We start from the raw sequence: 12,520 nt of genomic DNA, 5'->3' as shown, positions 1-12,520 counted from the left end.
CCTCAGTTCCGGCTCAGTGAATCCAGGTACTCCCGAGCCACCTTGTCGGCCGGCACACCGTTCACCGCAACCTGTCCATTCAGACGCTGCAGGGTTTCCAGATCGAGGGACTCGAAAACAGGCTCAAGCACCTCACGGATCTTCGGATAGGTTTGCAGAACATCGGCGCGCACAATCGGCGCAGGCTGATAGACCGGCTGAACGCCCAGCGTGTCCTCCATCACCTTCAGATCAAGCGCGTTCAAGCCACCGTCGGTTCCGTAGGTCATTGCGCCGTTCACGTCGTTGTCGTTTAGTGCAGCCGCCCGGAGCGTCGCTGCGGTGTTGCCGCCCGACAGGATCAGCAGCTGGTCAGCCCTCAACGTAAAGCCGTAGGCCTCCTGGAAAGCAGGCAGCGCACTTGCGGATTCGACGAACTCGGCACTGGCCGCAAACTTGAAGGCGCCGCCGTCATTGATGTACTCCGCGAGATCTTCCAGCGTCTTCAAGTCATTTTCCCGCGCCACATCGCCACGCACACTCATGGCCCAGGTATTGTTGGCTTTCGCCGGTTTCAGCCAGACAATGTTGTGGGCCGACTTATCCAGGCTCGCCGCCTGGTCATACGCCTTTTCGGCATCCTTCCAGAAATCCCGGTCAGCCTGGTCGTGAAAGAAGGCCGCATTACCGGTGTACTCCGGGTAGAGATCGATTTCCCCGGCCTTGATGGCGTTGCGTACAATATTGGTCGCCCCCAACTGCAGCCGGTTTTCGACCGGAATCCCAGCTTCTTCCAGGGTCTGCAGTATCATCTGGCCCAACACGGAGCCTTCCGTATCAATCTTGGAAGACACTACCACCGGATCGGCGGCCATGGCCGACGCCGCGACCAACATAGCAGTCAATGCCGCTGCGCGGCTAAAACGGGAGATAGGAGACACGGCCATTCCTCTTGGTCGTTGGCTGATTATTCTGACCTGCGCAGTGTGAACACCAGAACACGTGCCACAGCCGCCACTTTCAGTCTATAAGACGCCAATACGAAGGCAAGGCCCAATTGCTCTCGTCAGAGGAAAGCGGGAGAGCCAAGCTCTCTCCCGCCCAGGGTTATCGTCGACTAGTAGAGTGACTCGGCCAGAACCTGAGCCACCGTTTTTTGGTCCGCATCCCGGATGCGGGTGTACTTGTTCAGGAAGATGTCCCAGGTTGTTCGGGTATTCACGTCAATGGTGATGTCCCCTATCTGGCCGCCCGTCACCAGCGGCGCCATGCGATTTCCCGTGTCATCCCACTGATGCCCGTTGTGTCGCAGGTTCTCAATCTGGATGAACGGGTAGTGGTGGTTGTAATACGAACCTGGCGCGTCCGCCCACATCGTCACCTTCCCGTCCAGCGTGCGGTTCCAGACGCAGGAATCGTAGCTGTTGGCGTACACGGAACCACAGGAACTGTGCAGTGGCACAACGCTGTCATCATGTCCTTTAATGAACAGGTGCGTGATAAACCCGTAAGGCTCATCACCGGCTGAGGCGACCCGGAGATGGGGTATGCCATCCGGGTTTGAAAGGCCGGTGTTGCGCGCGTTGGCAGGTTGCAAATCGTACAGGACACCCGCCTGAAACTGTTTGCCTGGCGCCAGGTAGTCCACGCCACTGCTACCCAGGAACAGGTTCAGCCATTCATTCGCGTCGTCCACCTCGTCCTGCTTGGAGGAAGACAGAACCGTGCTGGAGGCCAGATCGTCCAGGTAGTTGGCCAGATCATAGAGGATCTTCGCGCCCTCTGTGCCGCCCCGAGCACCGGCGAGATCGATGTAGGTGGTCACGTCAAACGCATTCCGTGCGTTTGCGTTCAGCAGCGACGACTTGTTTGCCTCAACGTATTGCATGACCAGATCGCCCGTGGAGTGGGTGATGACAATGCAGCCGTTGGTGCGGGTGCAGTATGTTGGATCGTCAGCGAACAAGGCATTGAGCTGCTGCGCGATGGTGGCACCAATGCCCTGCCCGTTCGGCTCCTCGATGCGGTATGTCGAGTCGAAATGCAGGATCCTGGCGTTCGGATCGCTGTAATAGACTGGCTGTCTGGACGTATCGTACAGATTGAATTTCGTGCCGCCCGCGTCCTTGAGGAGTGGCAGGTTCTGATCGAGCAGTGTCAGGCCTGTGGGATTGGCGACCTTGATGGCTCCGTTGCCGCCGTTATACAGATCAAACCGGTTCCAGTAGTTGTAGGCGAATCGCTTGCCGTCGTCATGGGTGCGGCCCATGAACACGTGCTGGAGTTGAAACCCCTGCACGAGAATGAGATTTTTACCCGCCAGCTGACCGGCCGTTGCGGTCACCGAGACCGCCCAGACTGTCGCTAATGCGACCAGGTATTTCGTGATTTTCATGCTTATCTCCCGTTCATAGGTTTGTTTTTTTAAACAGGCTGAGTCATGAACCGATACGACGAAGCTCCCTGGCAATCCGGGTGGCTTTCTGATTCACGTAGGGTTTGTCGAGGTAGTCATCAAAACTGTGCCCCCCGACCTGGTAGCGCTCCTGATTTACGCGACCATATTCAGTGATGTATTCCGGGCTGGTAGGCATACGCGTAAAGACCAGATCGCCCAGCGTATAGGGCCCCTCCGAACCCGAGGCTTTCAACGCCCCGATATGGGCTTTCAATACCAGCGAACCGGTGGAATCCACGTTGTCCTCGGCGTTCAGATGCACCAGAGGCTCGCCCGTCGAAGCATCGTAAAGGTTCGCCTGCAGGCGGTGGCGCCCGGGCTTTTCCGTAGACACATGAACCGGAATTTGCAGGTAGTCCGCCTGCACCCGGGACTGAGCCACACCGTCCACACTTCCGATTGTGGATACATACTCCACAGTGGCGCTGCGGAGGTACTGTTCCCCACGGAAACTGAAGGTTGCCTGAACGGTGAGCTCCTCTTTCCAACTCACGTCATCAAATTGCAAGGCGCTGAAATCGAGGTAGTACGAATGAGGCTGGTCCTGAGAAGAGGTAACGGAAGCCTGGGCGACTTCTTCGTCACCACGCAACAACTGCGCAGTCACCGCACTGGATTCTTCCGGGAACAATCCGGAGATGGCCGCGTTGGCGGCGAGCCGATCACCGGGGTAATACCGGAAATGATCCGTGAGAATTGAAATGCTCGGGCTGTTCGGATCCGTCAGATCCGCGGGCAAGTCGCTCGCAACCGGAGTATTGCCGCGGTACTTGCCCTCCAGCTCGTCCGGCGAAATCGGCTGGGATAATGCAGGGAAGCTCGCCTGGGCCTCGTAGGCGTCGCCAATGGCCTGGAGCTTGGATTTCATCTCATCATCAAAATCGAAGCCGGCATCGGTCTCTTTCAAACCGGGAAGGTCAAGCGTCGGCGTTGGTTTGATAGAGGATGCATGGGACGCTGCCACTTCGGGTGTTTGTGAATCATCTGGCTCCGCACTCAAGAAATAAAGCGCGGCACAAAACACCGTCAGCGGTACCGCCGCAATGACCAAATAGGTTGATATCCTGCGCATAGGCGTGCCTTTCTTTTATTCTTATCTTCACGCCAGAATACACTTCGCATTTGCAACTAGTATCCCCCAAATGGGCGAGATACCCGGGATAGATCAAAGAGCGCGGGCACGGCGCAGGCGATACCAGTGCTCGTCGGGACGCAGCACCCATTCAAGGGGGCGTGGCAGCTTGAAATGCGAGGGTTCTACGTCGGTGACCTGCCAACCTGCAAAGGCGGTCTCGATGTCTTCTCGGCTAACGCCCCGGATCAGCGGACGAATTCGCCGCGACCAGCACAATAAGATCACCGTGGCATCCTCCGTGGCCAGGGCGTCCACGCTGCGGGCCATCCGTTGCTGCTGCTCGACGTTGAAATCATGGAATGTCCCGGTATCCAGGATGAGCCGAAATCCGGAACCTACTTCCGCCGCAGAAAGCCGGGTAACGTCCCCCTGCACCAGCTTCATCTCTACGCCGGCAGCCTGAACCCGCTCACGCCCACGGTCGAGGGCCTTGCCCACGACGTCCACACCAGTGACCTCCCAGCCCCGTTTGGCCAACTGAATCCCCCAGATGGCGCTGCCGGTGCCGACATCAAGCGCACGCCCATAGGGTGGCTTACGGCCCTGCTCTTCACGTTCAAGGAGCGATGACAAAGATTGGAAAAACTCCTGATCGGTATCCTCCCACGGGTGAAAGCCTATAGCGTACGAGACTGTCCAGTTCACAGGACTCCCCCTTGGCGCTTGACGATCCGTAGTAGCAGCGGAGCGAAGCATGCCGGATAAGCGGGCCGATTTGTAATAGGTTTGACTCGCGCAGCAGAACGAAGTTTCCGCTTTTATCGCTTGGCACTACGAGCCCGACCAGAGTAGAACGTTTTGGGAAATGCTCACATTTTGCTGGCTTCGGTTTCAGGCTCGCGCCCACCACGCAGCACCAAATACAATAACGGCCCCGCGGATACAAACACCGCAGTCAGAATGAAAAATGGAACGAGATAACCCAGTCCTTTACCTCGACTCTTGGCGTCCTGGTACATCCAGACGCAGGCCAGGCCGGCGAGAATATAGAGGTCGATCACAACCTGAGCGGTATCCGGGCTCGACATAAGCTGGACACCGAAGGCCAATAGTGACTGCTCTGCGCCTGCCATAACCCAGAAAGTGAAGCCCATGAACAGGCAGAGAATAATTAGCGGAATTGTCGAGGCTTTCATGATCGTCCTTGAGTGAGTTTGAAAAATATAACGCCCGGCACCAGTACCTTGTTTAATGGGCTCGAAATCTTTCCCATCTGCTCATTGCCCTTCCCTACCGGTGCGCCAGCGCGAAGTCGATCGCCGCACACACCGCGGCAACCTGCGCGGCATTGCATTGCTCGGCGGTCGCACGGGGGCTGTCGGGATAGACCTCGGTGGTGGTCCTGTAGGGGGCGCTGGTGACACTGGCGCACAGGCCCAGCTGGCTGAGCGGGTACTGGATGACGCCGCGAGCGACCACCGGTGAGCCGAAGATCTCTCCGCTGTCATCGGCCGGAGCGATATGAGTTACCTGCTCAACCGCCTTGATCACCGCCTGCTGGAATTCAGGCTGCGAGTTCTCGCTGTCATCGACCAGATAGAAGCCGTCCGGAATCCCGCCCGGCTCAAACGGCTTGCCGTCGCGGGCAGCCAGCGCGGGGCGAAACTCGGTTTCGTCGGTATCGGTGGTCTCGTGGAGGTCGATATGAATCAGTGCATGATCGCGGACGGGCTCCACCAGGCGCATGAGTGCCGCCGACTCCTCAGCCGGACTGTCATCGCGGAACGAGCGGTTCGGATCAACCGCGTTCGGGTTCCAGCGATGGATGCGCTCGTAAGCCCAGGGACTGACACAGGGCGCGACCAGCAGGTTGACGCGGCCCGTGTAATCGGCGGCATGCTGATCGAGGAACTGCAGCGCGCCGTGGACACCGCTGGTTTCATAGCCGTGTACCCCGCCCGTTACCAGAACGACCGGAAGATCGTCATTCCAGTCACGGCTCCGGAGCGCCATCAACGGATAACTATCGGGGCCATATTCCAGACGGCCATACTCTTTCACGTCGAAGCGCGGGCGCAGGCGCTCGATCACACTCAACACCTCGGTCCCATAGCTGCGTTGACGGGTCTGCCGAGACAACCAATCGGCGCGTTCCGCATCGCCCCAGGGAGCGCCAGGCGTACCGATTGGATAAGGTGCGGAAGCCGTGTTCATATCGCTTTTTCTCCAGTGATGGCCAATGCAGGCAGGCATTCTAGCATCCGCGCCCAAGCTCGCAATCAGACCTGATACCGCCTCAGGACAACGCCCCTAACAGCCGCGGCGCCGCACCGCCTGGCGATTATCCACCATCCTATTAGGCTATTGGTACTGGGCGCCAACGGAGCGCAGCATCGGCGGCATTCCTTTAGCCATCTTGTTAAATGCTACCTCAGCACCTCAATTTTTACGTTGATCAAACCCACAGATGTATTGCCAATACGAGTGAACGCAGATTTTGACAGATCAATGATGCGACCTTTGACGAATGGTCCACGATCATTGATTTCGACAACGACACTTTTGCCATTCTTGGTGTTTGTTACTTTTACCGTTGTACCGAATGGTAGTTTTTTATGTGCAGCTGTATGAAGCTCGTGCTTATAAAGTGCCCCACTGGCTGTCTTTCTGTTCTGAAATTTATCCGCATAATATGACGCTTGCCCGGTTTCAGTGAAACCGACCCAGCTACCTCCGGTTCCAGGCTGAACAGTTGAACATCCAGCTATCAAGCTAAAGAATGCAATTACCAATATATTTCTTAAAATGACCATCATAATCGGTTTCTTTTATTGAATTCACATAACGCCAAAACAGCGGCACGAGCATAAGAGCGCCCGGCGCCCAACCGGGCGCGAACTGGTGCGCCTTGTCAGGCAACGTACTTGTGATCGTCATTCTCCGAGTTCGAGGGGTAAGCTGCGATCTGCCGACCACTCGATGAGCCCCCCGTCGTAAACGGCCACGTTCGGATGTCCCAGCAAGTGGAGGATAAACGCATCGCTCGAAGAGGCAATGCCACCGCCACAGTAGGTAATAACCCGCTCGGCCTCCAACATCGGGCGAAACAGCTCGCGCAGCTCTTCGGCCGGACGATAGCGCATCGTCTTCCGGTCGAGGATTTCCCATGCCGTCACGTTTTTTGCGCCTGGAATATGCCCGCGTCCCCCATATTCTTTACGTTCACCACGATGCTGCCGGCGGCCCAGCGCATTCACGATGCACGTCGTCGGATCCTCAATTGCGGTCAGCACCTCCTCTTTGCCAACGATGAGCTCCGGCCGGACATGCGGGGTGAACCTAGTAGCCGGGTACTCGCAAGGTTTCGAGGAGACCGGACGGTCTTCAAGCCGCCAGGCCTTCCACCCACCGTTAAGGACCGCCGCGTCGTCAAAGCCGAACGTGCGGAGCATCCACCACAATCGCGCGGCCCACATGTTCTCCCGCCCGTCGTAAAGCACGACACGTGTGCCGTTCCCGATGCCAAGTCGGCCCATGTGGTCGGCGAACCGTTCCGCAGTTGGCATCGTGAACGTGTAGGAAGGCCGCTGGGGATCCGATATTTTCAGGAGGTCTGCAAATGTTGCCCCTGGGATGTGGCCTCGCTTAAACCCACGCCTACCGCTCCTGACATGCGGGAATGGCCAGAGCTTCACTTGCACCGTTGCATCCACGATGCGTAGGTCAGGGTCGTCCAGGTGTTTCTCCAGCCACTCTGGTTCGACGAGCGGGTGGAGTGAACCGGTCTCGGGCACATTCATATTGAATTCACTCATGGCAACCCCCTGTGGTTCCGCACCAGTGTCTAAATGCCGCCTAAAACGCCCTAATCAGCCGACGCGTTAGCCGTCGGCTGCATTTGATTGTTAGGGCTTAGATAGCTTTCCATTGAGAAATTCACTAACGAAACCCCGTTTCTTTGCACTTCATTTTTCTTGACCACAGAGAAGCCGCGGTGCTCGAAGAACGGCTTAGCAATGAGTGAAGCCTCAACGTGTAAGCGTTTGATATTTCTGGCCCTTGCCTCCGCAAGTAAATGCTCATACAAGGCAGATGCGACACCTCTTCCCTGAAAATTCGGATGGGTATAAGTACAGTCGATATGACCATTAGCATCCAATTCGATAAAACCAGCTACACAATTTTCAATTAAAGCTATGAACGGTTTTTTCGCTTTCAGTCGCTCAGACCAGTTCTCATAATCCACAGGAGTAGGAGCCCAAGCTTCTTTTTGCTCTGACGTATACAACGAAGGATCAATTGCATGAACAGATTGATGAAACAATTCAGCAACTTCCCTAGCTTTGTCTGCAGAATAAGTTTGTATTTCCATAGTAGCCCTAACGCTGAGCGGAGCGGCGGCTGGTTATCACTGTCTCAGTCATACTCTGCATGCTGAGGCAGATCATCCGTAATCTCGTACCAGGGGGCCTTGCTGGCCACGAATACATGGCGCCCTGCTTTTACTCCCGGATCAGTATTGAGCGTTCCAAGTGGGAAACCATAGATCTTGGGGTTTGCATCAAATTTTGTATAAAGGCTGGAACCACAGTTTGAGCAAAAGCCCTTGTGCTCACCCGGAGACGATTCGTAGAACTTCATCAACTCCTGGCCTTTGACGGTGTGCCAGTCAGAAGACCGCACCTTAGCGCGAGTTCTGAAAGCTGAGGCATGAAGCTTCCGGCACATTGAGCAATGACAGTTCAAAACATCGGTCAGCGGACCATTGATTTCGTACTGAATGCCCCCGCAGAGACAACTACCTGTTTGCTTCATTGATGCAGCTCCTTGTGTGATAACGCTTAGCACACCGGAGCTACGACAGTGGCGTCCGGTCGTGTGACTGGTTAGGGCAGCAAGCTCTCAACTTGAGGAATACCCCATCATCATTTTTCGATAGATTGGGGCCTTGGGCGGCTTTTTGAACTTGGTTCCCAAATAGAGTTCTCGGAAGCATTCGCTCTTCGGCCCCTTCGACGAAGATACCACCTGATCGACAACACCCTCTTCGTTGATCCTCAAGATTTGGGTAATGCCATCGCCTCGGATGCCGTAGCAGCCACCGCGTTCATCAAGTCGAATACTATTCTCATACTGCATCCTTTCCTCTGAATAAGCGGCAACTTCTGGATCACCTTCGATCCACTGCTTTTTAAGCAGCTTTTCCGCTTGCTCAAAATCCAATGCCGCAGAAATTGAGGGAAAGCTCAGTAAAACGATATAAAAAAGTTGTCGCATCCTGTCTGCCTTAACGAAGCCCTAACGTCTGCATAAGGGGGGGGCTGAAAGCCGTCCGGCGGCCGAAGGCCACGTAATGCTGCGACTTGTTAAATGGGCTAAAGGCTGGCGCCGAATGAGCAGCCACCCTATGTGTTTGTTTTATCTCGTGAGCGCAACCATTTGGTGGCTAGGTAACCGATCAATCGGATGAAAGCAAGGTAAGCCAATGCCGCGCCCACAAAGAACCATTGGTTTTCGAATTCCGCCTTCAGCTCATAGTAAAAGGCAGCAAAAGAGAAAATCCCCACCAAATAGACGATGTATTGAATGTCTAAATTTCGCATCGCTTGGCCATCCGTTGGTCAAAGAACGTATAACGCCAATATTCAGCGCGCGGTAGCGCGTCCTGCCCACAGGGCGATGCTGCCCTTGCTTGTTAAATACATTTCAGTTGATGACATAAAACATGACTACGGTGACTAGCATTGATAAGTACCAGAAAACTAGAGCCTTGTAATATTTCCTGCCAACACCTTCAAATTTATGGGGGCAGAAAATACTGATAACAGAAAACGCTTCTAGGACACTGCCTTTATAGTATGCGCTACCAACTCCCGCGATATACAAATAGCTAACTGGTAAGGCAAAGCTCATTACTGTTATGAAGATCTCCATTTCCACCCTGACATTTAACAGATGGACTCAGCGGCCGATTCGGAGGCGCAACGCGCCGGAAAGGCGGTTCGCTGAAGACCCTGGTTAGCTGATGAATTTGGCCATGGCACGGTTCTGCGCTCCTTCTCCAGCTTCCAGACCGGCTTTGACGCCGGCGCGGTTTCCCGCCGGCTGGTTCTGACTTGCTTTCAGCTTACCTGTCAGAGTTTCAACTTTGATCTCTACTCCAACAATAGCCTGCACCAAACGTTCTGTGAAATCCGCTGGCGCATCATCAACTGACCAAGGAGTAACCATTTCCGACTCATGTTGATCTGTTAGATGATGAAGATGATTTTTCAACCAGCTTGGCTCCTGAACAATCCGAGCACTTCCTTGCGCATGGACAGCAAGATAGTTCCATGTTGGGACGACCCTGCCTGTTTCAGCCTTGGTTGGATACCAGGAGGGTGAGATGTAAGCATCGGGCCCCTGAAATATTGCAAGCACCCGAGCTCCGTCCTGTATGCGTTGCCAGACTGGATTATTGCGAGCCAGGTGGCACTGAAGATGTCCAAGTGAATCTTCTGACCGACAGCTCAAGTGAAAGGGGACATGATTAGCCTCAATCCCTTCATCGTCTGAGATGACGAGCAGCCCAAAGCTATAATCGCGAACGTACTGCTTAAGCTTTTTTTGGTTTTCTTCTTTGAAGTGGTTCGGGATATACATGCTTTTAAGTTCCTGAGTAGGGTCGTCCTGGCGCAGCTAACGCTGGAGTTAAGCCGTCGCGCGTAGCGCGGTCGGCTTTAACGAATTGTTGTGTAAATTTTTGCTACTTATAGAAAACAGCAAGCCAGACAGTAATCTCGTCCGGATCTGTCCAGGTAACCTTGTGTTTGAGGTGCGCGGGGATATTTATGTAATCACCAGCCGACAACTCACTTTTTGAACCATCCTCAAACTCTAGTGAGGCCTTACCTTCGACAACCATCACCCATTCGTTCTCATCCTGGTCATACCATCCCTTATCAGGTGAGCTATGACCTTTTGAAACAATGCGCTCAATCCTCACCGTTGACGAATGAACGAGATCTTCAAAAACCTCCAAACTTAGGTCCTTTGGAAGCGAATCAAATATGTTTGTTGGATTCATATTCTTAAATTTACATAACGCGAAGCTTTGCGCCAATTTTGGAGTCGCAAAGCGGTGGAGAAATTGTCCGGCAACTGCGCCTGGTTAGGAAGCAGACTCATGGGATAATGAATTTTTGGAATCCCCAAATAAAGTACCCCAAAAAGAAACGTTAAGTAGCGCCCCAACCCATCGAATCCATTTGTCATTTTCACGAAACGAGTCTCGCTCGAAAAACCAGAGCAGATTAGCGAGGAAGTGCTCTCGTTTTCTTGTTGGTCTGATCCGATGAGCCGCAAACAAATTAAACCAAAAGGTGAGAGCAGCAAATGCCATAAACGAAGCCAGGAAAATCAACTTGCCTGTATCCACTTCGCCCTCCTTAGTTCAAGCCCACGTGGCTGGATATAAAAAGTGCTCGTTTCAACCCTAACCCGGAGCGAAGCGGCGGCTGAAAGCCGTCCGCCTTACGCGGTTGGTTATACTATTTTTCGCGGTCGCAGCGCCGATTTTATCGGCATTAAAGTGCCATCTGCGTAAGCCTTTAGCTCGGCCGCAACCTCATTAAAGCTCAAATTCTTTACCCACTCAGAACTACAGTCATGCGCCAGCTCCATCGCTTTCCCAAACTGCTGCCTAGAAAAAACAAAGGATCCAATAAACGTTATCTGCTCTCGAATCATGCGAGTGAAATCGATATTTAAAGATTGTGAGGCAAAGCCCAGAAAAACGCTTTTTCCATTTTTCTTTGTTTGATTGATGCACTGAGTGCGGGCTAGCTCCGTGCCTACAGTGTCGAACACGATATCGAATTCTCGGCTGAAACTCAGAGCTACCTCCCGGGCGCCAAGTGACAAAGCAGCTTCCAAGCGTTTGGACGATAGGTCTGATACAAAGATTGATTTGCAGCCCTGATCCCGGGCCATTGCTGTTAAGCCCAAACCCAATGAGCCTGCGCCTATCACCAAAACAGAGTCGGTTGACTTTGGTTGAGCGCGCTTCCAAGCATTTACGGCGTTTGCAAAAGGCTCAATAAACGATGCTTGCTCCCAACTTAATGTAGCAGGCATATGGACGAGAGCGCTCTCTGGAACTGATACCTGTTCGGCAAAGCCACCAGGCTTTTGGACACCAATCAGATTCCAGTCGTTGCAAAGCTGGGGCTGACCTTGGTTGCAGTAAAGGCACACCTCACAACCTGATAAAGGAAAGACCGCCACCCGATGACCTGTGCTCGCTAAGCCGCACAAGCCGTGCCCCATTATGTTTGGAAGAGGCCGGAGGCCTGGGCTCTGAAGTGCCGCTACTTCGCTTCCGCCAAGTCCTGTGACCTCTACGTCAACGATCACCTCACCCTGACCTGGCTCCGGTGGAGCAATATTTTCTAGATCTAGTATTTGCGGTCCCTTGAGCAGAAGAGCTCTCATTTAGGTTACACCTCCCTGTATAACGCCTTGAATAAACCGCCGATTTGGAGCGGCAGCAGAAAATAGGTCGGCTTGATTCACTTGTTATGCAGGTTCATCTGAGGGCCCGACCCAAAACAACGGATTGTGCGCTATTTCCCAGAGATAACCGTCTGGATCAGCAAAGTACCCTGCGTATCCACCCCACTCTGTTTTCTGAGCTGGTTTGGTCACAACGGCACCGGCTGATTCAGCCTGGGCCATAACCTGGTCAACCTCCTGCTCAGAGCCCACATTGTGCGCTAGGCTGAACCCTGCGAATCCGCTTGACTCCCCAGAGACTGACGCATCTTCAGCCAAGGCTTCGCGACCGTACAATCCTAGCCAAGTATCATTCAACGTAAAGAACGCCACTTCGGGTGGAGAATCCATTCTCGGAAGCCCGAGACCCTGCTCGTAAAACACTACAGAACGCGGCAGGTCACTTACCCCTAAAGTGATCATGCTAATTCGTGGTTTCATGATTGCTCCCTGCATAACGTCCACGCTGAACC

At 53.9% G+C, this 12,520-nt stretch carries 16 protein-coding genes; all 16 read right to left on the bottom strand.

Going from position 1 to position 12,520, the window contains the following annotated elements:
* Positions 1 to 2 precede the first annotated feature (2 nt).
* The 16 genes from K0B93_RS00605 to K0B93_RS00530 all read right to left on the bottom strand — a co-directional run bounded on the left by K0B93_RS00605 (position 3) and on the right by K0B93_RS00530 (position 12,488).
* A complete protein-coding gene (locus tag K0B93_RS00605) occupies positions 3 to 926 on the bottom strand; it encodes an ABC transporter substrate-binding protein (protein WP_219865341.1) in 924 nt (307 codons plus the stop codon).
* Between the two features lie 170 nt (positions 927 to 1,096).
* A complete protein-coding gene (locus K0B93_RS00600) occupies positions 1,097 to 2,374 on the bottom strand; it encodes a hypothetical protein (protein ID WP_219865340.1) in 1,278 nt (425 codons plus the stop codon).
* Between the two features lie 43 nt (positions 2,375 to 2,417).
* Entirely contained in the window at positions 2,418 to 3,509 is a 1,092-nt protein-coding gene (locus tag K0B93_RS00595; RefSeq protein WP_219865339.1) for a hypothetical protein, read from the bottom strand.
* A 93-nt stretch (positions 3,510 to 3,602) separates the two neighbouring features.
* Positions 3,603 to 4,145: a class I SAM-dependent methyltransferase gene (locus K0B93_RS00590; RefSeq protein ID WP_219865338.1), complete on the bottom strand. Its 543-nt coding sequence runs from the start codon at positions 4,143 to 4,145 to the stop codon at positions 3,603 to 3,605.
* Positions 4,146 to 4,381: 236 nt separating this feature from the next.
* A complete protein-coding gene (locus K0B93_RS00585) occupies positions 4,382 to 4,708 on the bottom strand; it encodes a DUF2834 domain-containing protein (RefSeq protein WP_228743137.1) in 327 nt (108 codons plus the stop codon).
* A gap of 94 nt (positions 4,709 to 4,802) precedes the next feature.
* Entirely contained in the window at positions 4,803 to 5,726 is a 924-nt protein-coding gene (locus tag K0B93_RS00580; RefSeq protein ID WP_219865337.1) for a M14 family metallopeptidase, read from the bottom strand.
* Between the two features lie 212 nt (positions 5,727 to 5,938).
* Positions 5,939 to 6,328: a septal ring lytic transglycosylase RlpA family protein gene (locus K0B93_RS00575; RefSeq protein WP_219865336.1), complete on the bottom strand. Its 390-nt coding sequence runs from the start codon at positions 6,326 to 6,328 to the stop codon at positions 5,939 to 5,941.
* Positions 6,329 to 6,445: 117 nt separating this feature from the next.
* Positions 6,446 to 7,327: a sulfurtransferase gene (locus K0B93_RS00570; RefSeq protein ID WP_219865335.1), complete on the bottom strand. Its 882-nt coding sequence runs from the start codon at positions 7,325 to 7,327 to the stop codon at positions 6,446 to 6,448.
* Positions 7,328 to 7,377: 50 nt separating this feature from the next.
* Positions 7,378 to 7,884, bottom strand: coding sequence for a GNAT family N-acetyltransferase (locus K0B93_RS00565; protein WP_219865334.1), 507 nt, complete (start codon positions 7,882 to 7,884; stop codon positions 7,378 to 7,380).
* Positions 7,885 to 7,928: 44 nt separating this feature from the next.
* The gene (locus tag K0B93_RS00560; protein ID WP_219865333.1) at positions 7,929 to 8,327 is read right to left on the bottom strand and encodes a GFA family protein; all 399 of its coding nucleotides are present in this window, start codon (positions 8,325 to 8,327) and stop codon (positions 7,929 to 7,931) included.
* 87 nt (positions 8,328 to 8,414) lie between these two features.
* Positions 8,415 to 8,789 (bottom strand): hypothetical protein, encoded by a 375-nt coding sequence (locus tag K0B93_RS00555; RefSeq protein WP_219865332.1) that lies wholly within the window; start codon positions 8,787 to 8,789, stop codon positions 8,415 to 8,417.
* A 741-nt stretch (positions 8,790 to 9,530) separates the two neighbouring features.
* Positions 9,531 to 10,157, bottom strand: a complete 627-nt coding sequence (locus K0B93_RS00550; protein ID WP_219865331.1) for an FMN-binding negative transcriptional regulator — start codon at positions 10,155 to 10,157, stop codon at positions 9,531 to 9,533.
* Between the two features lie 103 nt (positions 10,158 to 10,260).
* Positions 10,261 to 10,536 carry a cupin domain-containing protein gene (locus tag K0B93_RS00545; RefSeq protein WP_228743135.1) on the bottom strand — a complete coding sequence of 92 codons (276 nt, stop codon included), beginning with the start codon at positions 10,534 to 10,536 and terminating at the stop codon, positions 10,261 to 10,263.
* A gap of 129 nt (positions 10,537 to 10,665) precedes the next feature.
* Positions 10,666 to 10,932 carry a hypothetical protein gene (locus K0B93_RS00540; RefSeq protein WP_219865329.1) on the bottom strand — a complete coding sequence of 89 codons (267 nt, stop codon included), beginning with the start codon at positions 10,930 to 10,932 and terminating at the stop codon, positions 10,666 to 10,668.
* Between the two features lie 107 nt (positions 10,933 to 11,039).
* Complete coding sequence (locus K0B93_RS00535; RefSeq protein WP_219865328.1) at positions 11,040 to 11,987, bottom strand: zinc-dependent alcohol dehydrogenase; 948 nt, start codon at positions 11,985 to 11,987, stop codon at positions 11,040 to 11,042.
* Positions 11,988 to 12,071: 84 nt separating this feature from the next.
* Positions 12,072 to 12,488 (bottom strand): VOC family protein, encoded by a 417-nt coding sequence (locus K0B93_RS00530; RefSeq protein WP_219865327.1) that lies wholly within the window; start codon positions 12,486 to 12,488, stop codon positions 12,072 to 12,074.
* Between the last annotated feature and the right edge of the window lie 32 nt (positions 12,489 to 12,520).

The organism is Marinobacter sp. F4218 (assembly GCF_019443085.1).
Taxonomy (GTDB): Bacteria; Pseudomonadota; Gammaproteobacteria; order Pseudomonadales; family Oleiphilaceae; genus Marinobacter; species Marinobacter albus.
Note: the sequence above shows the minus strand (reverse complement) of the source record. Positions and strands in the feature narration are given on the sequence as shown.